This is a genomic window from Candidatus Nanopelagicus hibericus, from assembly GCF_002288005.1.
In the GTDB taxonomy this organism is placed as follows: domain Bacteria; phylum Actinomycetota; class Actinomycetes; order Nanopelagicales; family Nanopelagicaceae; genus Nanopelagicus; species Nanopelagicus hibericus.
Window position 1 is genome coordinate 104,556 of record NZ_CP016771.1, and the last position, 23,974, is coordinate 128,529.

Sequence of the window (23,974 nt, forward strand, 5' to 3'; positions counted from 1 at the left end):
GTCCTTAATTTATTTATCGGTAGTTGGTGAACTGAACCGCAAAATCCCAACTCTCTTTCTTGACCTGGGCAATAGCAGTTTGCAAATCATCCCTACTCTTACCTGAAACCCGCAGTTCATCACCTTGGATCTGAGTTTTTAGAGATTTAGGTCCTTTTTCTTTTAAGAACTTAGCGATCTTTTTTGCATTCTCAGTTGAGATGCCCTCTTTAAATTCACAATTTATTCTGTAAGTTTTGCCACTTAACGCTGGCTCCCCAGCATCTAGGTGCTTTAAAGAGACATTTCGTTTGATTAATTTATCCTTCAATACATCCAACGCCGCTTTTACTCGCTCTTCAGTGCCAGACTCCAACAAAACTTTCAAGCCAGTTTTTTCAATCTTGGTCTCAGTGTTCTTAAAGTCATACCGAGTTGCGATTTCTCGATCACACTGATTGAAGGCGTTATCCAACTCCATTTGATCAATTTTTGAGACTATGTCGAAGCTGCTGTCGGCCATGTCTATACTTTACTCGCTAAATTGATTAGATTTTTCCTAATACCAAAAGAATAGATTGGAGTGGTTGTGAGCCAGGTGAAGGTTAAGCGGCGCATACCAAGTCCAAAAGATCTTGCTCAATTGTTAAGATTTAGAAAAGTTATTTGGAACCCTCGTAAACGCCGACTCACAAGAGCACTTACTGTTTATGATTTAAGAGATATTGCAAAGCGGCGCACTCCACAAGCACCATTTGATTACACCGATGGTGGCGCTGATACTGAAACGAGTTTGACCAGAGCCAGAGCAGCTTATGAAAAACTAGAGTTTCAACCAAAGATTTTGCGTAATGTCAAAGATGTAGATCTTTCAGTGGAAATGCTGGGCAAAAAAATGAGCATGCCATTGGGTATAGCGCCAACTGGATTTACTAGGATGATGCAAACTGAGGGTGAGTATGCAGGTGCATGCGCTGCTCGTGACGCCGGTATTCCTTTCACACTCTCAACTATGGGAACTAGATCTATTGAAGATGTAGCAAAAGCTGCACCCGATGGCCGTAATTGGTTTCAACTTTATATGTGGAAAGATCGCGATCGAAGTATGGCTCTGGTTAAGAGGGCAAAGGATGCTGGCTTTGACACTTTGGTATTAACAGTTGATGTGCCAGTTGCTGGCGCCAGATTACGTGATGTGCGAAATGGTATGACTATTCCACCCTCACTAACATCTAAAACAATACTTAATGCAATACCTCGTCCTGCTTGGTGGATTAATTTTCTAACCACCGATCCACTTAAGTTTGCATCTTTAGATTCATGGAATGGCACTGTGGCAGAGCTGCTTGATTCTATGTTTGATCCAACTATTACCTATGAGGATTTAAAGTGGATCAGAGGGCAATGGCAGGGCAGTTTGGTAGTAAAAGGAATTCAAAATGTTGATGACGCATTGATGTCTATTGAATCTGGCGCAGATGCAATAATTCTTTCAAACCATGGTGGCCGGCAGTTAGATCGGGCCCCGGTTCCACTTCACCTGTTGCCGGAGGTAATAAAAGCTGTGGGTAGTAAGGCAGAGGTTCATATTGATACTGGAATTATGCATGGCGCAGATGTGGTGGCAGCACTTGCCACCGGCGCAAAATTCACTTGGATCGGCAGGGCTTATCTCTATGGCTTAATGGCAGGTGGCAAACCAGGTGTTGATAGAGCTTTAGATATTTTAAAAACACAAATTTCCAGAACCATGAAATTACTTGGTGCAAGAACTGTTGCAGAGTTAAACCCAGATCATGTTCGATTTATTGCACGGTATAGCGATAAATAATTGCTCTTTTGGCATTACAACTACCTAGGCTTTAGACTTCACTAACGCTTAACAATCTTGGCGGGTTGCCCGAGCGGCCAATGGGAGGGGACTGTAAATCCCCCGGCTTATGCCTTCGTAGGTTCAAATCCTTCACCCGCCACCAAATAATTAAATCGAGTACTTATCCAATAATAGTTTTAGGTTTGAATCATTTCTATCTTGATTACCACTCTGCCACAAGCCATCTGCTTGCGTTGCTTCTATGTAATTTAATTTACTAATACCAGGTAGGCGTTTAGTTAGAGTGCCAACTCGTCTGCCTTGGATGAACCACCAAAGATCATCGGTGTGGAAGGAGAGCTGCTTATAGGATTTTTCATCAGTGACATCTGAGTGGAAAAAATCTGCTTTATAGAGTGTGCCAGCACCTGAGGTAGCGAATAAATCAGTAGCTGGCCCATCATTTAGGGAGTAGTTTTTATGCCAACTGTTATAAGAAGAGATTTTTTCATCGCCGGAATAGGTGATCTTATGTACGCGGCTAGCAACTATTGCTTTAGGTGTCAGGTGATGCTGGATCATAAGCTTTAAACTCAGATCTGCCTCAAAGATTAAATCATCATCAACAACAATTATTGGTAAAGCTTTTTCTAGCATAAGGGTTGGAATCAACTTCTTACCTGGTCCTAAATCAGCGCAGCTATTAATCTGCAAAATTCCATTATTTTTTAAGGCTGAAACATCGGTAGGCAGCTTTGCCATATCTTCCGATGCAATATTTAAATATATTTTATTTGGGATCAAACGTTGATTTAGTAGCTGCTCAATCACTATATGTAGAGTTTTAAATCTTGCAGGATGGCTGGTTAAGGAGATTACATGCTCCCAGCTGACATTTTTAAACTCTTTACCATTTGGTATCAGTAAATGATTAAGAATATTGTTGCCATCACCTGCTCTCAGCAAATTTATATTAGCCATCAACTCATTGTGATGTTTAGTTGCCTTACTCCCAAGATTTCTAGCACTCCTAATTAAATAATAAAGTGCAAAAAGTTGCAGAGCCAGAATTGCTATCAATATCGCTCTGTTCATTAGCTCTGCCTAACTTTGTTGTAGTTATACTGATTGCATGGATAAGCCAGCCATAATTCTAGCCACTAGCAATGGTATTGGTATGGGGCACCTAACCCGGGCGAGTGCGATCGCTACTGAATTGAAGAGTTTTGCAAATCCAATCATCATCTCCATGGCAGCTGGAGTTGTTGAGGTGCCAAAGATTGCAGGTGTGCGATTTGAGTATGTTCCCGGTAGAGATAGAAAGTGGATGGGACGATTTGCCTGGGATGCTTATTTGCGAGATCGCATCGTAGCTTTGATTGATGAGACGGGTGCAAAAATTGTTAGTTTTGATGGCGTAGTTCCCTATCCAGGAATTATCGCAATCAAAAGTATTCGACCTGATGTAAAACTAGTTTGGGTGCGCAGAGGTTTTTGGCAAAAGAGCTCAAGAAGCTATTTGCTCTCACTGCAATCCAAAATGATGGACTTGATTATTACTCCAGGTGATTTTGGGCAAAGTTATGATAAGGGACCAACTGTAAATAGAGGTGATGATCGATTAGTAAAGCCAATATCAATATTTGATGCAAGAACTGCATTAGGTAAAACCGCAGCACGAAGTCTGCTGGGCATTGATCAGAATCGGCCTGCAGTGTTGGTGCAGCTAGGAGTTGGTGAGGCTGATTTAAATGCCAAGATGAGCGCAGCATTATCTGGATTAGTAGATTGGCCAAATTTACAAGTAGTACTTACCAAGGATCCAATAGATGCAAATGGCAATCAGTTAGCACCCGCAGGGCTTGATATAAAAATTATTCGACATTTTCCACTTGCACATGTACTGGCAGCATTTGATGCTGCCATATGCGCTGCTGGATACAACAGCGTGCATGAGGAGTTGGCTGCAAAAATTCCGACGGTATTCATCCCAAACATTCGTGGCACCGATAATCAGGCAGCAAGGGCTGCTTGGGCAGCAGATAATAAAATGGCGTTATCTGTAGATCAAAGTGATTTGAAGCAGATTACCGCAACTGTGGCCCAATTAGCCCTACAAAGTTTGCGGGATAACTTGGCAAGTAATTGCGAAAAACTTCCAGCAGTAACTGGTGCAAAAGAAGTTTCAAAGATATTTGAAGAATTGATTAACCAGCCAAATCAACAAGAGAAAAATCTAGGTAAAACACTGTGGAAATTAAAAGTACAGGATATCTTTGGCAGAGGATGGCGAGGTGTTGTTTACTCACTACTACAACTATTAACCATGATTTATCGATGGTTTAGGCCGCATAAAGATGTGCTTGTAAATAAACCTGATTCAATAAAATTAGTTGAGGGTGAAGTCAGTGATTTATCTAAATTAATTAAGAGTGGTGATCCGTTTGAGCATGTGCTCACCGGTGCATCCGATAGATATAAATCAAGGCGAACTCAGATTGCAAGTAAGGCTTATTTAAAGTAATTAGCCAGTAATTCGTAAATAACAAAGCAGGGTTGTATCCTTAGCCAGCACTTCGCCCCCTTAGCTCAGTTGGTAGAGTGTTTCCATGGTAAGGAAAAGGTCATCGGTTCAATTCCGATAGGGGGCTCGAGGAGAAAAAGTTTGGCGGGGTAGCTCAGCTTGGTAGAGCAAGCGGCTCATAATCGCTGTGTCGTGGGTTCAAATCCCGCCTCCGCTACAAGTTAGAAACCAGCAGTAATTTCAGTAAATGGTGAGGGTCAGGTAACCTCACCCAAAGAAATTAACGAAAGTTAATTTAACTACAAGGCTAGGAGCTCAACCATGGCAAGTAAAAGTGCAGATGTTCGTCCAAAAATCACAATGGCATGTGTTGAGTGCAAAGAGCGCAACTACATCACACGCAAGAACCGACGTAACGACCCAGATCGCTTAGAGCTTAAGAAGTTTTGCCCACGTTGCAAATCTTCACAACTTCATCGCGAAACTCGTTAATTAGCACCCGCCAATGGCCGGGAAAATTCGCATCTGCTTAATTGCAGAGGGCTTTGTGGATGATTTGCTTATCTGTGTTAATTCAATTACCAAGCACACAAATACTCCAATAAGTATCCATGCCAATGGCAAAAGTAATTGGCTGGCAGCAGACTTGTTTAATTCACCACAGATAACCCTTACCCAAGAAAAAAATCCACTTGGCTGGGGCAATTTGATTAATAATTTTCTTAATACCCACACTGAGGATTACCTGCTCATTATGGATCCCTCAACCACATTCACTGCAGATCCAATTGAGATGACTCTTAATCAATTAGCCACCGGATATCAGGGGGTGGGATGGAAGGGCGGACTTATTAATTTAGCTGATGATTGGAAGAGTAGTGAAGATAAAGGAGTAGGTGAAGTGGATGTCTTATTTAGCTACTACTTAGCAGTTGACCGAAAGTTTGCAATTGCAGCAGGTGGTGCAAATCCAAGTGCAAAGTATTATCGAAATGCTGATCTTGAACTTAGCCTGGCTCTTAGGCAATTTGGTGGCAAATTACTGCAAATGGATTTACCGCTAGCACAGGGGCGGCATCATGGTTACCACGATGTGGATCCTGATTACCGAGATAAGAATTCCCGGAAGAATTACCAACGCATTTTAGATCGGTTTAGAGGAAAAAATGAGATCCTCTGTGCCCGTAGATAGGCTTAGGTTATGGAGCAATTATCTGATTTCACCACACTTCGAGTTGGTGGACCTGCACAAAAAATAGTTCATGCTCACACCGCAGCGGAGTTAATTGAGTTTGTAAAAGCGGCAGATCAAGCTGGTGAGAAGGTATTAATTTTAGGTGGCGGATCAAATTTATTAATCAGTGATTCAGGATTTGCAGGAACAGTAATAAGAGTTGAAAGCAAAGGAAGCGCTTTAGATTACGACGCATGCAGTGGGGGCATGATTGAGGTGGCAGCTGGGGAGGATTGGGATAAATTTGTTGAGCTAACAATTAATAAAGGCTTTGCTGATTTGGAATCCTTAAGTGGAATTCCAGGCACTGTTGGAGGTTCACCCATCCAAAATATTGGTGCGTACGGGCATGAGGTGAGTGAAACTATCGCCCGAGTCAAAGCTTATGACCGTAAAAAAGGTGAGGTAGTTACCTTAACTAATGCACAATGTAATTTTTCCTATCGAAGCTCTGTCTTTAAGCAAGAAGCTGATCGATATGTAATTTTAAATGTCACTTTTCAACTGCGAAAAGGTGATGAATCACTGCCAATTTCCTATATTGAACTGGCTAATTACTTAGGAATTAAATTGGGTGAAAGAGCTGTGGTTACAAAGGTACGCCAAGCAGTTTTGGATCTGCGAGGTCGTAAAGGTATGTTGCTAAATCCAACTGATTCAAATACTTACTCTGCTGGCTCTTTTTTTGTTAACCCTATTCTTAGTAAAGCCGAGGCTGAGAAATTACCAAAAGATGCACCACGCTGGCCACAAGCAGATGGCAGAGTTAAAACTTCAGCTGCTTGGTTGATGGAGCATGCGGGGATTTTTAAGGGTGAAAAATTAGCTGGTGCTCAGATTTCAAATAAGCATGTTCTAGCACTTACCAATTCAGGAGATGCCAGGGCTGAAGATATTGTGGAGTTGGCAAAGAAGGCCAGAGCTGCGGTATTTGAAAAGTTTGGAATTAAATTACAAGCAGAGGTGCAATTAGTAGGTCTAGATTTAAACTAGATTGCTTCACTTAATAATTTTTTCACTCTACCAATTCCCTCAGTGATATCAGCATCACTAGTTGCGTAAGAAAATCGAAGGTAGCCAGATGGACCAAATGCCTCACCTGGAACTGCAGCAACCTCTACCTCATCCAAAATTAAAGTGGCAAGTTCGGCCGAAGTTTTTGGTGACTTTCCGCGAATAGTTTTTCCCAGCACGCCCTTTACCGATGGATAAACATAAAAAGCACCAGTTGGGGTTGGACAGGTAACACCGGGAATCTCATTTAGTAATTTAACAATTAATTTTCGCCTGCGATCAAATGCTTCACCCATTTTATGCACCGCAGATAGATCACCATTTAAGGCAGCAATTGCAGCTCGCTGTGGAACATTTGCCACATTTGCAGTTGAGTGCGAATGTAGATTTGTTGCAGCCTTAATGATGTCCTTTGGACCAATCATCCAGCCCACTCGCCAACCAGTCATCGCATATGTTTTAGCAACACCATTGATAATAATTGTTTGATCTGCCAACTTTGGTACTAATACACAAATACTTGGTGCGGTGGCACCGTCATAAAGTAGGTGCTCATATATTTCATCAGTTATTACCCAAAGATTATTTGCTAATGCCCACTCACCAATTTTCTTCACCTGCGCTGGTGAATAAACTGCGCCAGTTGGATTAGATGGTGAACAAAATAGCAGCACCTTAGTTTTTGCAGTTCGGACCTTCTCCAACTGCTCCACAGTGACTAAGTAATCTTGTGCTTCATCAGCAAATACTTCAACCATCTTGCCTCCGGCAAGATTTATACATTCTGGATAAGTTGTCCAATAAGGTGATGGCACAATTACCTCATCACCTGGATCAAGCAGTACTGCAAAAGCTTGGTTCACTGCTTGCTTGCCACCGTTAGTTACTAATACTTGATCTGCAGTTATTTCATAATTTGAATCTCGTTTTGTTTTATTAACTATTGCCTCGCGCAGCTCTGGTAATCCAGCTACTGGGGTATAGCGATGATTTGCCGGAATCTTTGCGGCTTCAATAGCAGCATTAACAATATAATCAGGTGTAGGAAAATCTGGTTCACCAGCGCCAAATCCAATTACCGGACGGCCGGCAGCTTTAAGTGCCTTTGCTTTACTATCAACGGCAAGAGTTGCTGACTCGGCGATTGCTGCAATTCGTTTTGAAACTCGCATCTTTTGTGATTCACCCATGGGGGTTAAGTCTGCCATCTACGCTTAAAACTGGCTTACCATTTATCTCAGTTTTACCTTTCGGAATAACCCGCCTACAATTTCTTCCCCGGCGCTTGTATTAGGTCATGATTTTTCATGCCTTAATTCGGGACGAAGGGCAGTAGCTCAATTGGCTAGAGTTGCCGTCTCCAAAGCGGCCGGTTGGGGGTTCGAGTCCCTCCTGCCCTGCAAGTAATAGGTAAGAAAAGTTGTAAAAGCTAACGAGTAAAGGAATAGGTAGATGAGCGAAGAGATCGTCTCAACTGAAGAGGCCAAGGGCATCTTTGGTCGCATCGCCCTGTTCTATCGCCAGGTTATATCTGAGTTAAGCAAAGTTGTTTGGCCAACTCGTAACCAATTAACTACCTACACCGCAGTGGTTTTAGTTTTCGTTGGATTTGTTGTTTTAGTAGTTTCAGCCTTTGATTTAGTATTAACAAAAATAACTTTCTGGGTATTTGGCTAAGGTGAATCGGAAAATATGATGTCAATTGATACCCCAGCCAATCCACCAATGGATGCATTTGAGGCAGCATTAGCTGTCACTGAGAGTGCGCCAGTAATTGAAGAGGTAATCGCGCCAGTAATTGAGGATGTGGCGGCAGATGTTGCAGAGGAAAATGATGAGAATGCCGAGTTTCGCGCTGCTTTGCGAAATGCACCAGGTGAGTGGTTTGTAGTTCACTCCTATGCTGGGTATGAGAAGAAGGTAAAGGGAAATTTAGTAAACCGTATTCAATCCTTAAACATGGAGGATTTTATCTTCCAGATTGAAGTACCAGAGGAAGAGGTTCGTGAGCTTAAGAATGGCGCCATCAAAGTTGTAAAGCGAAATGTCTTCCCCGGATATGTTTTAGTCCGAATGGAATTAACAGATGAGTCTTGGTCATGTGTGCGAAATACCCCAGGTGTTACTGGCTTCGTTGGTAACGCCCATCATCCATCACCGCTTACTTTGCCTGAGGTAGAAAACATTTTGGCTCCTCGCCCACTTAAGAAGGGCGGCAAGATTGAAATGAAGGATGTTGATTATGCAATTGGTGAATCAATCACGGTAATGGATGGACCATTTGCCACATTGCCAGCAACTATCTCGGAGATTATGCCAGAGCAAGCAAAATTAAAAGTATTGGTTTCAATCTTTGGCCGGGAAACTCCGGTTGAACTTTCATTCCATCAGGTCCAGAAGATTTAATCAGACGAGAATTAACTAAAGAGAAAAGGAAAAAACATGGCACCGAAGAAGAAGGTAACCGCACTTATTAAGTTGCAGATCCAGGCTGGAGCTGCCACACCAGCACCACCAGTTGGTCCGGCTTTGGGTCAACATGGTGTGAACATCATGGATTTCGTTAAGGCTTACAACGCAGCAACTGAGAGCCAAAAAGGAAATATCATCCCAGTTGAAATTACTGTTTTTGAAGATCGCACATTTACTTTTATTACTAAGACTCCACCAGCCTCACGTTTAATTCTAAAAGCTGCTGGAATTGAAAAGGGATCTGCGATCCCACACAAAGATAAGGTTGCAAATCTAACTAAGGCACAGGTGGAGGAGATCGCCAAGCAGAAGATGGTGGATCTAAACGCTAATGACTTGGAGATGGCATCAAGAATTATTGCCGGTACCGCTCGTTCGATGGGTATTACCGTCTCTAACTAAAGAAAAAACTGTGGGAGAACCTCGCTGGTTCGCAAAAACCACAACCCCAATCTTGAAAACCCTTTCAAGATTAATTAAGAGGAGAAGAAATGAAGCGCAGTAAGAAATATAAGGCCGCCGCAGAAAAGATTAAATTAGATAATCTTTATATGCCAGGTGAGGCGATGAAGTTAGTTAAAGAAACCTCAACAGTTAAGTACGATGCCACAGTTGATGTTGCTTTGTTCCTAGGTGTAGATCCTAAGAAAGCAGATCAAGCGATCCGCTCCACCGTAAACCTGCCACACGGCACTGGTAAGACGGCGCGAGTTTTAGTTTTTGCAGGTGGTGAGCGAGCTGAAGAGGCACGTGCTGCGGGTGCTGACATTGTTGGCGCCGATGAGTTAATTGATGAAGTATCAAAAGGCCGCCTTGATTACGACGCGGTGGTTTCAACTCCGGAGTTAATGGGAAAGGTCGGCCGACTTGGAAAGGTGCTTGGACCTCGCGGTTTAATGCCAAATCCAAAGACTGGAACTGTAACTACCAATGTTGCTAAAGCCGTTACTGATATCAAGGGCGGAAAGATTGAGTTTAGAGTTGATAAGAATGCAAACCTTCACTTTGTAATCGGTAAGGTTTCATTTACTGCCGAACAATTAGCTGAAAACTATGCCGCAGCCATTGAAGAGGTAATGCGGGCGAAGCCAGCATCATCAAAGGGTAGATTTGTTAAATCAGCAACCGTCTCATCAACTATGAGCCCAGGAATCAAAGTTGATACCTCTATCGCTCGCGATGGTGGCCCACAGATTCAGTAAATACCTGATTTTGACTTGGGTAGGCCTTTGCGCCTACCCTTGGCTTATTCAAGTTGAGCTAAGAAATTAGTGAGACTAGAAACCAAAGACTGCAGGTCTTTTAAAGTAAATCTTTAAAAGGTAATTGTTGAAAAACAGCCCGCATAGGTGTAATCGATAACCTCGAGTGCATTTATGCGCCGGGGTTTTTCTTATTTAGAAAGGATGCCAAATGGCAAGTGCAGATAAAACCGCTGCGGTAGCTGAGATCGTTGATGATTTCCGTACTGCAAACGCAACTGTACTCACTGAATATCGTGGCCTCTCAGCCACGCTATTAAAGCAATTACGTCGCTCACTTGGCGTTAAAAATAAGTATTCAGTTGTTAAAAACACTTTAACCAAAATTGCTGCTAAAGAAGCGGGCGTTGACTTAGATCCAGAAATGCTTGCTGGCCCATCTGCAGTTGCATTTATTAAGGGTGATCCAATTGATGCCGCCAAAGTATTGCGTGATTTTGCTAAAGATAACCCGCTATTAATCATCAAAGGTGGAATTTTTGATGGCAAAGCAGTCACCACTGCTGAGATTATTCAGCTTGCAAATCTTGAATCTCGCGAAGTTCTTCTTGCCAAGATTGCAGGTGCTATGAAGGCATCTATGTCTAAGGCAGCTAGAACATTTGACGCACTTCGCATCAAGATGGAAGCCGGTGCACCAGCACCAGTTGCAACACCAGTTGCAGCACCAGTTGCTGAGGTAGCGGTGGAAACACCAGCACCAGTTGCAGCACCAGAAGTTGTCGCTGAAGCAGCACCAGCTGCTGAAAGCACAGAAAACTAAAACCGACCCCCAACCCCGCACTCATACCAAGAGTTGGAGTCGGGAACAAAAAGAAAAGGAACGAAAATGGCAAAACTAAACACCGCAGATCTATTAGGTCAGTTCAAAGACATGTCTTTGGTTGAGCTAACAGAGTTTGTGAAAGCATTTGAGACAGAGTTTGATGTAACAGCTGCAGCTCCAGTTGCAGCAGCTGCTGCTGGTGGTGCCGCTGGCGGCGCTGCTGAAGCGGTAAAAGATGAGTTCACTATCATCCTTGAGGATGCTGGATCTCAAAAGATTGCAGTTATCAAAGAGGTTCGTGCGCTTAACTCCAGCCTTGGCCTAAAAGAGGCGAAGGATCTAGTTGATGCCACACCTGCAACCCTGATGGAGAAGGCTGACAAGGCGACCGCTGATAAGGCGAAGGCTGCGTTTGAGGCTGCAGGGGCTAAGGTCACAATCAAGTAAGCATCTTCCAATTAGACAGAAGGGGCACAGGTTAGATACTCTGCCCCTTCATCTTTTTTAAAAACCAATAGGTCAAAAGCATATAGCGGCTAAGACCTAGTGGTAGCCGTGTGTTTAACGCAGTTTATTACTGGAGGAAACTTTGGCCGCTTCGAAAATTAAATCTCATGCTCCACGTCGTGTTTCATTCGCAAAGATTCGTGAACCACTTGAGGTTCCAAATCTGCTTTCATTACAACTAGAAAGCATTGATTGGTTATTAGGAAATGATGCTTGGCGCACTCGCTTGGCGGAGGCTGAAAAATCACATCGCGGTGAGGTACCAAAGCAATCAGGACTTGAAGAAATTTTTGAAGAGATATCACCAATTGAAGATTTTCAAGGATCAATGTCACTTTCATTCCGTGACCATCGATTTGAGCCACCTAAGTACTCAATTGCCGAGTGTAAAGAGCGCGATATTACCTACGCAGCTCCACTTTTCTTAACTGCTGAGTTCACCAACAACATCACCGGAGAAATTAAATCCCAAACTGTTTTCATGGGTGATTTCCCATTAATGACACCTCGAGGAACCTTCGTAATCAACGGCACAGAGCGAGTTGTGGTTTCACAGATCGTTCGTTCTCCAGGTGTTTACTTTGAGCGCACAATTGAAAAAACATCTGACAAAGATGTATTCACAACAAAAATTATTCCAAGCCGTGGTGCTTGGCTTGAGTTTGAAGTTGATAAGAAGGATATGGTCGGTGTTCGTATCGATCGCAAACGTAAGCAATCGGTTACTGTTTTCTTAAAAGCACTTGGTTGGACCAGCGCCCAAATTCTCGAACAATTTGGTGAGTTTGAATCAATGAAATTAACTTTAGAAAAAGATAACGTAGAGACTCAAGATGATGCGTTATTAGATATTTATCGCAAACTTCGCCCAGGTGAGCCACCAACTAAAGAGGCTGCTCAGAATTTAATTGAGAATCTTTATTTCAATCCAAAACGTTATGACTTGGCTAAGGTTGGCCGGTTTAAGATAAATAAGAAGCTTGGTATGGAATTAGATCTAAGTCGTGGTTTATTAACCATCGAAGATATTGTCGGCACAATTAAATACTTAGTGGCCCTGCATCGTGGCGATGCATTGCTGGAGTATGGCAAAGAGGTCCGAGTTGAAACTGATGATATTGACCATTTTGGTAATCGACGTCTGCGCACCGTTGGTGAGTTAATTCAAAACCAGGTTCGCACCGGACTTTCTCGAATGGAGCGGGTAGTGCGCGAGCGCATGACCACTCAAGATGTAGAGGCAATTACCCCACAAACCTTGATCAATATTCGCCCCGTGGTTGCATCCATAAAAGAGTTTTTTGGTACATCACAACTTTCACAGTTTATGGATCAAACAAATCCACTTTCAGGTATGACACATAAGCGTCGACTTTCAGCCCTTGGGCCCGGCGGTCTATCTCGTGAACGTGCAGGCTTTGAGGTTCGAGATGTGCACCCATCCCACTACGGACGTATGTGCCCAATTGAAACACCAGAGGGACCAAACATTGGCTTGATTGGATCACTTGCAACATATGCCCGCGTAACGCCATTTGGTTTTATTGAAACTCCTTATCGCAAGGTTGTTGATGGCAAAGTTTCTGACCGTATTGATTACTTAACTGCTGATGAAGAGGATGAGCACATTATTGCGCAAGCAAATGCGCCACTAACTGAAGATAATCATTTTGCTGAAGCCAGAGTATTAGTACGTCGTCGTGGTGGTGAGGTTGAAAATATTCAAGCATCCGAGGTTGATTACATGGATGTTTCACCACGTCAGATGGTTTCAGTTGCAACTGCAATGATTCCATTCTTGGAGCATGATGATGCTAACCGTGCGTTAATGGGCGCAAATATGATGCGTCAAGCAGTACCACTAATCAGAGCTGAAGCGCCATTAGTTGGAACTGGTATGGAGTTTCGTGCTGCGGTTGATGCTGGTGATGTTTTACTTGCCCGCAAACCAGGTGTAGTCACTGAGGTTAACTCTGATCAAGTCATTGTTAAAAATGATGATGGTTCAACTGAAACCTATTTTGTTGAGAAGTTTGTTAGATCTAACCAAGGAACTAGCCGAAACCAAAAGGTGATTGTCTCCGTGGGAGATAAAATCGAAGTTGGTCAAGTAGTTGCAGATGGCGCTAGTACCGATAAAGGTGAGATGGCGCTAGGTAAAAATCTACTTGTGGCATTTATGTCCTGGGAAGGTCATAACTATGAGGATGCGATCATTCTTTCACAACGCCTGGTGCAAGATGATGTGCTCACCTCAATTCATATTGAAGAGTATGAAGTTGATGCTCGCGATACCAAGTTAGGTGCTGAGGAAATTACTCGTGATATTCCAAATGTTTCGGAAGAGGTATTAGCAGATCTTGATGAGCGCGGAATTATTCGAGTTGGCGCAGATGTTGTGCCTGGCGATATTTTGGTAGGAAAAGTAACCCCTAAAGGTGAAACTGAATTAACACCGGAAGAGCGTTTACTTCGCGCCATCTTTGGTGAAAAAGCCCGTGAAGTTCGCGATACATCTCTTAAGGTGCCCCATGGTGAATCTGGCAAAGTAATTGGTGTAAGTATTCAAGATTCAGCAGAGGGATTTGAATTAGCAGCTGGTGTTAATCAGGTGGTTCGAGTCTATGTTGCACAAAAACGTAAGATTCAAGATGGTGACAAACTTGCTGGTCGTCACGGTAACAAGGGTGTTATCTCAAAGATTCTTCCAGTTGAAGATATGCCATTTTTAGAGGATGGAACTCCAGTTGATGTGGTGTTAAATCCACTTGGTGTGCCAGGACGTATGAATGTTGGTCAGGTATTAGAGACGCATCTTGGATGGGTTGCTAAATCTGGCTGGAAGCTAGAAGGAAATGAGGATTGGCAACAATCACTTCGCGAAAATGGTTACGCCGAAGCTCCGGCAAATACCAAGGTGGCAACACCGGTATTTGATGGCACAAAGGAAGAGGAGTTATCTGGACTTTTGGGATCAACTCTGCCAAACAAAGATGGCATGCGCTTAATTGGCGCAGACGGTAAAGCGCAATTATTTGATGGCAGAACTGGTGAGCCATATAAGCAGATGATTTCAGTTGGATATATGTACATTTTAAAGCTGCACCATTTAGTAGATGACAAGATCCACGCTCGTTCCACCGGTCCTTACTCAATGATTACGCAACAACCGTTGGGTGGAAAAGCACAGTTTGGTGGACAACGCTTTGGTGAGATGGAGGTCTGGGCACTTGAAGCTTATGGCGCCGCCTACACCTTGCAGGAGTTGTTAACTATTAAATCTGATGATGTTCTTGGACGAGTAAAGGTTTATGAAGCAATTGTTAAGGGTGAAAATATTCCAGAGCCAGGAATTCCTGAATCATTTAAGGTTTTGGTTAAGGAAATGCAATCACTTTGCTTAAATGTTGAAGTACTTTCTTCAGAGGGTGTAGCAATTGAAATGCGCGACACTGATGAAGAGGTATTTAGAACCGCTGAAGAATTAGGTATCAACTTATCCCGAGTTGAGCCAAGCTCTGTAGAAGAAGTGTGAGGAGAGGATAACCATGTTAGATGTTAACTTTTTTGATGAGTTAAGAATTGGTCTTGCCTCAACTGACAATATTCGTGAATGGTCATTTGGTGAGGTTAAAAAGCCAGAGACAATTAATTACCGCACACTGAAGCCTGAAAAAGACGGATTATTTGATGAAAAGATCTTCGGACCAACTCGTGACTGGGAATGTTATTGCGGTAAGTACAAGCGAGTGCGGTTTAAGGGAATTATCTGCGAGCGATGCGGCGTTGAGGTAACTCGTGCCAAGGTGCGTCGTGAGCGGATGGGTCATATTGAACTTGCAGCTCCAGTAACCCATATCTGGTACTTCAAGGGTGTCCCAAGCCGTCTTGGGTATTTATTAGATTTAGCACCAAAGGATTTAGAAAAAGTAATTTACTTTGCCGCTTACATGATCACCGAGGTTGATACTGAGGCCAGAACTGAAGATATGCCAACTTTAGAAAAGAAGTATGGCGCTGATGTTAAAAAGATTGAGTCTCGTCGTGATCTTGAATTAGATACTCGCACCAAAAAGATGGAATCTGATTTGTCAGATCTAGAGGATGAGGGCGCTAAAGCAGATGCTCGCCGTAAGGTGCGCGAGGCTGGTGAGCGAGAGTTAAAAACTATTCGTGATCGCTCTCAAAAAGAGCTAGATCGTTTGGATGCAGTTTGGAATAAGTTTAAGAATCTTAAAGTTCAAGATCTTGAAGGTGATGAATCAATTTATCGTGAGCTTCGTGATCGTTACGGAATCTACTTCAAAGGATCTATGGGCGCACAAGCTATCCAATCACGGCTTGAAACCTTTGATCTAAAAGCTGAGTTTGATAAATTAAATGAGTTATCACAAACTGGTAAGGGTCAGAAGAAAACCCGAGCAATTAAGCGATTAAAAGTAGTTAACTCATTCCTTAATACTCGCAACAAACCAGCATCAATGGTGCTTGATTGTGTGCCAGTTATTCCGCCAGATCTTCGTCCAATGGTTCAGCTAGATGGTGGCCGGTTTGCAACCAGTGATCTAAATGATCTTTATCGCCGAGTAATTAACCGTAATAATCGTTTAAAGCGTCTTGCCGATTTAGGTGCACCTGAGATTATTGTTAATAACGAAAAGCGTATGTTGCAAGAAGCGGTTGACTCATTATTTGATAATGGCCGTCGTGGTCGTCCAGTAACTGGACCTGGAAACCGTCCACTGAAATCACTCTCTGACATGTTAAAGGGAAAGCAGGGACGTTTCCGTCAAAACCTACTTGGAAAGCGTGTTGATTACTCTGGCCGTTCTGTAATTGTGGTTGGTCCACAACTTAAATTGCATCAGTGTGGTCTGCCTAAGCAGATGGCACTTGAGTTGTTCAAACCATTTGTAATGAAACGTCTTGTCGATTTAAACCATGCACAAAATATTAAATCTGCTAAACGAATGGTTGAGCGTGCTCGACCAGTAGTTTGGGATGTGCTTGAGGAAGTAATTGCTGAGCATCCAGTGCTACTAAACCGTGCACCAACCCTGCACCGCCTTGGTATTCAAGCATTTGAACCACAACTAGTTGAAGGAAAAGCTATTCAGATTCACCCATTAGTTTGTACTGCATTTAACGCAGACTTTGATGGTGATCAGATGGCGGTTCACTTGCCACTTTCAGCTGAAGCACAAGCAGAGGCTCGAGTATTAATGCTTTCTAGCAATAATATTTTGTCTCCGGCATCAGGTCGACCAATTACATCTCCTACCCAGGATATGGTGCTTGGTCTTTACTTCCTGACCTCACTTCGTGAGAAGCAATTGGGTGAAGGCAGAGCATTCTCATCTATCGCAGAAGCGGTAATGGCATTTGATCAGGGCAGCCTTTCATTGCAAGCAAAGATTAAGCTGCGTATTGATAAGAGTGGTGTTGCTGAGGTTAAGGAAACCACTTTAGGTCGTGCTTTATTTAATGAGGTACTACCTGCTGATTTCCCATTTGTTGATTACGATGTAACAAAGAAGCTACTTGGTTTAATTGTTGATAATTTGGCTGAAGGTTATGCCAAGGTAACAGTGGCACAAACACTTGATGCCCTTAAATCACTTGGTTTTTACTGGGCAACCAGAGCTGGTGTCACAATCTCAATTAATGATGTGGTAACACCAGGTCGCAAGCGCGAAATCTTGGAAGGGTATGAAACTAAGGCGGATAAGGTTCAATCACAGTATGAAAAGGGATTGATTACTGATGATGAGCGTCGCCAAGAGTTAATTGAAATCTGGACACTTGCCACTAATGAGGTTGCTAAGGAGATGGAAGATAACTTCCCTCGCACCAACCCAGTTTGGATGATGGTTTATTCAGGTGCTCGTGGAAATATGATGCAGATCCGCCAAATTGCTGGAATGCGCGGACTTGTAGCTAACCCAAAGGGTGAAATTATTCCTCGTCCGATTAAATCAAACTTCCGTGAAGGACTTTCAGTTCTGGAGTACTTCATTTCAACTCACGGTGCTCGTAAAGGTTTGGCAGATACCGCACTTCGTACCGCAGACTCAGGTTATTTAACCCGTCGTCTTTGCGATGTTGCGCAAGATGTAATTATTCGCGAGGAAGATTGCGGAACTGATCGTGGTCTAACGCTAAAGATTGCGGCAAAAGATGCAACCGGCACATTACTTCGTGATGACCATGTCGAAACATCACTCTTTGGCCGTAACTTAGCTGAGGATGTAACTGCATCAGGCAAAGTAATTTTGGCAGCAGGTACTGATCTTGGTGATCGCAATATCGACACCTTGGTTGCAGCAGGAGTTGAAGAGGTTAAGGTTCGCTCAGTTCTAACCTGCGATAGCAAGGTTGGCCAATGTGCAATGTGTTACGGCCGATCAATGGCGGCTGGCAAGATAGTTGATGTCGGTGAAGCTGTTGGAATTATTGCTGCGCAATCAATTGGTGAGCCAGGAACCCAGTTAACAATGCGTACCTTCCATACTGGTGGAGCGCAATTACTTGGTGAAACTCAAATTACTCATGGTCTACCTCGTGTTCAAGAGTTGTTTGAGGCCAGAACACCAAAGGGTGTGGCACCAATTGCCGAGGCTGCTGGCACGGTTTCATTCTTAGAGGATGCAAAGGGTAAGAAGATTGTGGTCACCCCAGAAGATGGTGGTGAAGCGGTTGCTTATCCAATTACTCGTCGTCAAAAACTTCTAGTTGAAGAGGGTGTTCGAGTTACTGTGGGTCAACAATTAGTTGTTGGCGCAATTGATCCAAAGCAGGTACTTCGAATTCTGGGACCTCGTCAAACACAGATCCACTTGGTAAGTGAAATTCAAGAGGTTTATCGTATGCAAGGTGTATCAATTCACGATAAGCACATTGAAATTATTGTTCGCCAAATGTTAAAGCGCATCACTGTGCTAGAGCCAGGAGATGCTGATCTACTTCCAGGTGAGTTAGTTGAGCGTGGTCGCTTTGAAGAAGAGAATCGTCGCGTAGTTTCAACTGGTGGCAAAGCAGCTTCAGGACGTCCTGAGTTAATGGGAATTACTAAGGCCTCACTTGCAACTGAGTCATGGCTATCAGCCGCCTCATTCCAAGAGACAACTCGTGTTCTAACGGACGCTGCTTTATCTGAGAAGAGTGATCCACTACTTGGTCTGAAGGAAAACGTAATTATCGGTAAGTTGATTCCAGCTGGAACTGGACTTGCTCGTTATCGCAATGTTCGAGTTGAGCCAACCGAGGAAGCAAAAGCAGCAGTTTATGCAGCTTATGACCAGTACGAGTTCACACCATTTGAATCACAAGGTTCAGGTGAAGCGGTTCGTTTGGATGATCTAGAGGTTCGTTAAAAAATAAGTAATTCAAAAGTGGCCGGCGCTAAATAATTGCGTCGGCCACTTCGCATTTAACGCTACTGCTACCAACAGTTGGTACTTGATCAGGAGTGATATTTGTTTGACCAGAGTAAATAGTTGAAGGCCTTGGTGAAAAACTTAAACCTTCAGTTTTCCAAGTGATAATTTCTTTACCTGCTTTATCAAAGGCGATCAGATCACAGCGATAACTTTGATTAGCTTTGATTCCTAAAATGTTAAATTGTGAGAGAACGTAGTAACCAGTCTCTGGATCATGAAAGGTATTGGTCTTTACAACTTTAACTTGTGCTGGCGCGTACTTTGGCACCTTATTAACATAAGAGCTTTTCTCATAGATATATGTGTAGATCTCACTAATGTTTCCGCAGTCTGGTTCATTAGGATAAACACAATCTTGTACACCATTTACGCTAAAGACATTTGCCTGATCACTCCATTGCATAACACCCCAATCTGGTGCTTCATTTGGATTGGCAATTACATCCCAAACACTTTTTTGCCAGAGATAAAAGACAACTGCATCAACTGGCTCACCCTTAGTTGGGGTGTAAACAATCTTTGCCGATTGGATTGGTTTAAAGCCACCGGGTCCAAAGGTCCAGCCAACTTGTTCCTCACTCATTTGCTGCAATTTCATTTGTGGGAATAGATAAAGTGGAAGCTTCATATCAAATGGAATAAGCCCTAAACCTTGGCTATAAACCACTTTTTTACAATCATCCACCGGTTTATATAAATATCCCTCACCAGATAATTCATCTCCTGATTTAGTTAAGGTGATTTGCCGCTTTGACTCAACCCCTTCAGATTGGAAGGTGAAATCTAGGGTTAATTGATCTGCAGCCAACTTTCCGGTAAAAACACCGTAGGAGCTATCTTTTTGATAGTTATAAAAAATTAGTTCACCAGTTAACTGATCAGCCCTTGGATCTTTTATTTGCAATAAAGAGCTTGAGTCACCAATAGTTGCGTGGTAGCAGCTTTGTAATGTGGAAGTGCTTGGGAAAAATTGAGGTTGAAACAAACCAAATAAAAATGCAATAATCAAAATTGCAATTGGTATAAAAATATTTCTACGAGCCAACTTTTAACCTTTCAAAAATACCGTCAATACCGCAGCAACAAAGTGGCAGATAAAAGCGGCTGCAGTCATTGCGTGAAATAACTCATGAAAGCCAAACCAGTTTATGGAAAAATTTGGTTTTTTAAGCGCGTAAATCACTCCGCCTGCGGAGTATAAAACTCCACCAACTAGAATTAAAACAAAGATTACAACTCCACCAGATTTTAGAAACTCTGGCATATAAATAACCGCCGCCCATCCAAGTGCAATATATCCAGAGACATATAACCAACGGGGTGCAGATAGCCAAAATATTCGAAGAAGTGAGCTAAGCAGAGCGCCACCCCAAGCTAGGATTAACAAAATTCTTGCTTGATCAGCCTCTAATAGGTAAATCGCAAATGGTGTGTAGGTACCGGCAATTAGAATTGAAATATTTGAATGATCAATTCTGCGCCAGATCGCTCGGTTTTTATCACTCCAACCAACCCGGTGATATAAGGCGCTGCAGGTAAATAAAGTAACTGCGGTTAGAGTGAATATCCCTAAGGTAATTCGCCCACGAAGTTCATCAGCCAAAGTAATAAGGATTAACCCTGCCACCAGGCTGATTGGCGACATCACTAAATGGACCACACCTCGCAATTTTGGCTTTCTCACCTATTAACCATAGGCGTGGATTGTGCGACCACTTCGGCGTGTCGTAACCATAAGATTTATGGGGTAGGAGTAGAACCACCGTTTTGACCGAGGCGGTGGCACTGGGCTACCCTTCCCGTCCTGCTCTTTTCAACTTAGGAGCTGCACTAAAACATGCAATTTCGATTGCATCTTATCTGCAAGGAATGGGCAACACGCCCGACCTCGTGGGTCGGGAAAGTGTGGTGATTTGTAAGAAAAAAGTTTGGATAAATAATTTTAAAAGTTATTTATAACTTCAAGTAACTAGGAGATGTAGTGCCAACTATTCAGCAGCTGGTCCGTAAGGGCCGCGCCGAGAAGACAGATAAGACGAGCACGCCTGCATTAAAAGGTAGCCCGCAACGTCGTGGCGTTTGCACACGTGTTTACACAACTACACCGAAGAAGCCAAACTCTGCGCTTCGTAAAGTTGCACGTGTACGTCTAACAAGTGGCATGGAAGTAACTGCATACATTCCTGGTGAAGGTCATAACTTGCAAGAGCATTCAATTGTTTTAGTTCGTGGTGGACGTGTTAAAGATCTACCTGGAGTTCGTTACAAAATTGTTCGTGGTTCCCTTGATACCCAAGGTGTTAAAGATCGTAAGCAATCACGCTCTCGTTATGGTGCAAAGAAGGAGAAGAAGTAATGCCACGTAAAGGCCCGGTCGCAAAAGATCCAGTTGTTGCAGATCCTGTATACAGCTCACCTGTGGTTACATCTTTAATCAATAAAGTATTAGTGCATGGTAAAAGATCTACCGCCGAAGCCATTGTTTATGGTGCATTGGAAAATTGCCGCACAAAAACAAGTGGTGATCCAGTAATTGTATTAAAGCGTGCATTAGACAATGTGAAACCAACTGTTGAAGTTCGCTCCCGCCGTGTTGGCGGAGCTACTTATCAAGTACCAGTTGAGGTAAAGCCAGCTCGGGCATTAGCTCTGGGTCTTCGTTGGATCGTTGATAACTCCAGAGAACGCCGCGAGAAGTCAATGGCAGAGCGATTAGGAAATGAATTAATTGATGCCAGCAATGGCTTAGGCGCAGCGGTTAAAAAGCGCGAAGACACCCACAAGATGGCTGAAGCAAACAAGGCGTTTGCTCACTATCGCTGGTAATAAAAGAGACAACGGAAGGGGAGAGAAGAAAATGTCAGTTGCAACTGCAGTTGATTTAGCCAAGGTTCGAAACATTGGAATCATGGCGCACATCGACGCGGGCAAAACCACAACAACTGAGCGAATTCTTTTCTACACCGGAATTAATTACAAAATTGGTGAGGTTCATGAGGGCGCTGCCACTATGGACTGGATGGAACAAGAGCAAGAGCGTGGAATCACAATTACCTCCGCTGCCACCACATGCCATTGGAAAGATCACATGATTAATATCATTGATACTCCTGGCCACGTAGATTTCACCGTGGAGGTTGAGCGTTCTCTTCGAGTATTAGATGGCGCAGTTGCAGTATTTGATGGTGTGGCAGGGGTTGAGCCACAATCTGAAACTGTTTGGCGCCAAGCAGATCGTTATAACGTTCCTCGTATTTGTTTTGTTAACAAACTAGATCGCACCGGTGCATCCTTTGATCGCTGCGTGGATATGATCAAGTCTCGGCTTAATGCAACGCCGCTAGTACTACAAATTCCAATCGGTGTTGAGGGTGATTTCCTAGGTGTGGTTGATTTAATTGCAATGAAGGCACTTGTCTGGCCGGGTGAGACTAAAAAAGGTGAAGATTATTTAGTAGAAGAGATTCCAGCAAACTTAGCTGAGAAGGCAAAGAAGGCACGCCATGATTTAATTGAAACTTTAGCTGAGTCAGATGATGCGGTAATGGAGAAGTACTTAGAGGGTGCAGAATTAACTGAAGAAGAAATCATTGCTGGCATCCGTCGGGCAACTCTTGCTGACAAGGCAACACCGGTGCTTACCGGCTCAGCATTTAAGAATAAAGGTGTGCAACCAATGTTGGATGCGGTCAATCGTTATCTACCAAGCCCACTTGATATCAAAGCAATTGTTGGTCATAAACAAGGTGATCCTGCTACCGCCATTGAGCGCCAACCAAACAATAATGAGCCGTTCTCAGCTCTTGCTTTTAAAATTATGCGAGATCCCCATCTAGGTAAATTGACCTTCGTTCGGATTTACTCCGGCTCACTAACAGCTGGAACTGCAGTACTTAACTCAACTAAAGATAGAAAAGAAAGAATCGGAAAGATTTATCAGATGCACGCAAATAAGCGTGAGGAGATGGATTCAGCCGGAGCCGGAATGATTATCGCGGTAATGGGTCTAAAGGACACCACCACCGGTGAAACATTATGTGATGTAGATAAGCCAGTAATTTTAGAATCAATGGATTTCCCAGCACCAGTTATTTCAGTAGCAATCGAACCAAAGACCAAGGCAGATCAAGAAAAACTTGGCATCGCAATCCAATCTTTAGCAGAGGAAGATCCAACCTTCCATGTGAAATCAGATGAAGAGACAGGCCAGACCATTATTTCTGGAATGGGTGAGCTGCACTTAGAGATTTTGGTAGATCGCATGAAGCGTGAGTTTAAAGTTGAAGCAAATGTTGGTAAGCCACAGGTTGCATACCGCGAAACACTTCGCAAAACAGTTAGCCGTTATGACTACACCCATAAGAAACAATCTGGTGGATCTGGTCAGTTTGCAAAGATTCAAATCTCAGTAGAGCCACTTCCAACTGGTTCTGAAGAGCCTTATGAATTCGTAAATAAAATTACTGGCGGACGTATTCCAAAGGAGTACATCCCATCTGTTGATGATGGTTGCCAGGAAGCACTCGCTAGTGGACCACTTGCTGGTTATCCATTAGTTGATGTGAAAGTAACTCTTCTTGATGGCGCTTATCATGATGTTGACTCATCAGAGCTTGCCTTCAAGATTGCTGGCATCGCAGCATTTAAGGAAGCAGCAAAACTTGCTGGTCCAGTTCTGCTAGAGCCAGTTATGTCGGTTGAAGTTATTACCCCTGAAGATTTCATGGGTGATGTCATCGGCGACATTAATAGTCGTCGTGGTCAAATCTTGGCCATGGATGAGCGGTCAGGTGCCCGAATCGTTAAGGCACTAGTGCCACTGTCAGAGATGTTCGGCTACGTCGGAGATCTTCGCAGCAGGACACAAGGTCGCGCGAGCTACAGCATGCAATTTGATTCGTATGCCGAAGTTCCACAAGCGGTATCGAAAGAAATCATTGCGAAGGTTCGCGGCGAGTAAAACC

Annotated in this window: 21 protein-coding genes and 4 tRNA genes; 20 read left to right on the forward strand and 5 right to left on the reverse strand. The window is 43.3% G+C overall.

Translation table 11 applies throughout. The features are described from left to right. Nucleotides 1–13 precede the first annotated feature (13 nt). The gene (locus B1s21160_RS00500; RefSeq protein ID WP_041887810.1) at nt 14–502 is read right to left on the reverse strand and encodes a YajQ family cyclic di-GMP-binding protein; all 489 of its coding nucleotides are present in this window, start codon (nt 500–502) and stop codon (nt 14–16) included. A 66-nt stretch (nt 503–568) separates the two neighbouring features. Between B1s21160_RS00500 and B1s21160_RS00505 the strand changes: the two genes are divergently transcribed. Together B1s21160_RS00505 and B1s21160_RS00510 are read left to right on the forward strand one after the other, a co-directional pair. Continuing rightward, nucleotides 569–1,810, forward strand: coding sequence for an alpha-hydroxy acid oxidase (locus tag B1s21160_RS00505; RefSeq protein ID WP_095671965.1), 1,242 nt, complete (start codon nt 569–571; stop codon nt 1,808–1,810). A 59-nt stretch (nt 1,811–1,869) separates the two neighbouring features. Then, nucleotides 1,870–1,955: transfer RNA gene (locus B1s21160_RS00510), tRNA-Tyr, on the forward strand. Between the two features lie 5 nt (nt 1,956–1,960). Here B1s21160_RS00510 and B1s21160_RS00515 read toward each other — a convergent pair. Then, a complete protein-coding gene (locus tag B1s21160_RS00515; protein WP_095671966.1) occupies nt 1,961–2,887 on the reverse strand; it encodes a hypothetical protein in 927 nt (308 codons plus the stop codon). A gap of 37 nt (nt 2,888–2,924) precedes the next feature. Between B1s21160_RS00515 and B1s21160_RS00520 the strand changes: the two genes are divergently transcribed. The 6 genes from B1s21160_RS00520 (at nt 2,925) to B1s21160_RS00545 (ending at nt 6,543) form a co-directional block, all read left to right on the forward strand. After that, nucleotides 2,925–4,316 carry a glycosyltransferase gene (locus B1s21160_RS00520; RefSeq protein WP_095671967.1) on the forward strand — a complete coding sequence of 464 codons (1,392 nt, stop codon included), beginning with the start codon at nt 2,925–2,927 and terminating at the stop codon, nt 4,314–4,316. A gap of 54 nt (nt 4,317–4,370) precedes the next feature. After that, a tRNA-Thr gene (locus B1s21160_RS00525) sits at nt 4,371–4,443 on the forward strand. 16 nt (nt 4,444–4,459) lie between these two features. Next, nucleotides 4,460–4,533: transfer RNA gene (locus tag B1s21160_RS00530), tRNA-Met, on the forward strand. A gap of 104 nt (nt 4,534–4,637) precedes the next feature. Beyond that, complete coding sequence (gene rpmG / locus B1s21160_RS00535) at nt 4,638–4,808, forward strand: 50S ribosomal protein L33 (RefSeq protein WP_009611904.1); 171 nt, start codon at nt 4,638–4,640, stop codon at nt 4,806–4,808. A 13-nt stretch (nt 4,809–4,821) separates the two neighbouring features. After that, nucleotides 4,822–5,508: a hypothetical protein gene (locus tag B1s21160_RS00540; RefSeq protein WP_095671968.1), complete on the forward strand. Its 687-nt coding sequence runs from the start codon at nt 4,822–4,824 to the stop codon at nt 5,506–5,508. A gap of 9 nt (nt 5,509–5,517) precedes the next feature. Next, nucleotides 5,518–6,543, forward strand: a complete 1,026-nt coding sequence (locus B1s21160_RS00545) for a UDP-N-acetylmuramate dehydrogenase (RefSeq protein ID WP_095671969.1) — start codon at nt 5,518–5,520, stop codon at nt 6,541–6,543. Here B1s21160_RS00545 and B1s21160_RS00550 read toward each other — a convergent pair. Continuing rightward, nucleotides 6,540–7,754: a pyridoxal phosphate-dependent aminotransferase gene (locus tag B1s21160_RS00550; RefSeq protein ID WP_095672871.1), complete on the reverse strand. Its 1,215-nt coding sequence runs from the start codon at nt 7,752–7,754 to the stop codon at nt 6,540–6,542. The two genes, B1s21160_RS00545 and B1s21160_RS00550, sit on opposite strands and share 4 nt — an antisense overlap. A gap of 136 nt (nt 7,755–7,890) precedes the next feature. Between B1s21160_RS00550 and B1s21160_RS00555 the strand changes: the two genes are divergently transcribed. From B1s21160_RS00555 to B1s21160_RS00595, 9 genes are all read left to right on the forward strand, one after another. Then, a tRNA-Trp gene (locus B1s21160_RS00555) sits at nt 7,891–7,964 on the forward strand. Nucleotides 7,965–8,016: 52 nt separating this feature from the next. Beyond that, a complete protein-coding gene (gene secE / locus B1s21160_RS00560; protein ID WP_095671970.1) occupies nt 8,017–8,241 on the forward strand; it encodes a preprotein translocase subunit SecE in 225 nt (74 codons plus the stop codon). 18 nt (nt 8,242–8,259) lie between these two features. Then, a complete protein-coding gene (gene nusG / locus B1s21160_RS00565; RefSeq protein ID WP_095671971.1) occupies nt 8,260–8,970 on the forward strand; it encodes a transcription termination/antitermination protein NusG in 711 nt (236 codons plus the stop codon). A 36-nt stretch (nt 8,971–9,006) separates the two neighbouring features. Further along, the gene (gene rplK / locus B1s21160_RS00570) at nt 9,007–9,438 is read left to right on the forward strand and encodes a 50S ribosomal protein L11 (RefSeq protein ID WP_095671972.1); all 432 of its coding nucleotides are present in this window, start codon (nt 9,007–9,009) and stop codon (nt 9,436–9,438) included. Nucleotides 9,439–9,527: 89 nt separating this feature from the next. Continuing rightward, nucleotides 9,528–10,238, forward strand: a complete 711-nt coding sequence (gene rplA, locus B1s21160_RS00575) for a 50S ribosomal protein L1 (protein WP_095671973.1) — start codon at nt 9,528–9,530, stop codon at nt 10,236–10,238. 211 nt (nt 10,239–10,449) lie between these two features. Then, entirely contained in the window at nt 10,450–11,061 is a 612-nt protein-coding gene (rplJ, locus tag B1s21160_RS00580; RefSeq protein ID WP_095671974.1) for a 50S ribosomal protein L10, read from the forward strand. 66 nt (nt 11,062–11,127) lie between these two features. Then, nucleotides 11,128–11,511 carry a 50S ribosomal protein L7/L12 gene (gene rplL / locus B1s21160_RS00585; protein ID WP_095671975.1) on the forward strand — a complete coding sequence of 128 codons (384 nt, stop codon included), beginning with the start codon at nt 11,128–11,130 and terminating at the stop codon, nt 11,509–11,511. 130 nt (nt 11,512–11,641) lie between these two features. Beyond that, complete coding sequence (rpoB, locus tag B1s21160_RS00590; protein ID WP_190276968.1) at nt 11,642–15,106, forward strand: DNA-directed RNA polymerase subunit beta; 3,465 nt, start codon at nt 11,642–11,644, stop codon at nt 15,104–15,106. A gap of 13 nt (nt 15,107–15,119) precedes the next feature. Continuing rightward, on the forward strand, nt 15,120–18,944 hold the full coding sequence (locus tag B1s21160_RS00595; protein WP_095671977.1) for a DNA-directed RNA polymerase subunit beta': 3,825 nt from the start codon (nt 15,120–15,122) through the stop codon (nt 18,942–18,944). Nucleotides 18,945–18,972: 28 nt separating this feature from the next. Here the strand turns inward: B1s21160_RS00595 and B1s21160_RS00600 are convergent, their stop codons facing one another. Further along, entirely contained in the window at nt 18,973–20,055 is a 1,083-nt protein-coding gene (locus tag B1s21160_RS00600; protein WP_095671978.1) for a hypothetical protein, read from the reverse strand. Nucleotides 20,056–20,058: 3 nt separating this feature from the next. Continuing rightward, nucleotides 20,059–20,694, reverse strand: coding sequence for a PAQR family membrane homeostasis protein TrhA (gene trhA / locus B1s21160_RS00605; protein ID WP_095671979.1), 636 nt, complete (start codon nt 20,692–20,694; stop codon nt 20,059–20,061). A gap of 297 nt (nt 20,695–20,991) precedes the next feature. Here trhA and rpsL point away from each other — a divergent pair, with 297 nt between their 5' ends. From rpsL to fusA, 3 genes are read left to right on the forward strand one after another with little or no spacing between them, the layout of a single operon-like run. Next, nucleotides 20,992–21,366: a 30S ribosomal protein S12 gene (gene rpsL / locus B1s21160_RS00615; protein WP_009611830.1), complete on the forward strand. Its 375-nt coding sequence runs from the start codon at nt 20,992–20,994 to the stop codon at nt 21,364–21,366. Next, nucleotides 21,366–21,836 carry a 30S ribosomal protein S7 gene (gene rpsG, locus B1s21160_RS00620; protein WP_095671981.1) on the forward strand — a complete coding sequence of 157 codons (471 nt, stop codon included), beginning with the start codon at nt 21,366–21,368 and terminating at the stop codon, nt 21,834–21,836. Before rpsL ends, rpsG begins: the two co-directional genes overlap by 1 nt. Before the next feature lie 31 nt (nt 21,837–21,867). Then, a complete protein-coding gene (gene fusA / locus B1s21160_RS00625; RefSeq protein WP_095671982.1) occupies nt 21,868–23,970 on the forward strand; it encodes an elongation factor G in 2,103 nt (700 codons plus the stop codon). Nucleotides 23,971–23,974 lie beyond the last annotated feature (4 nt).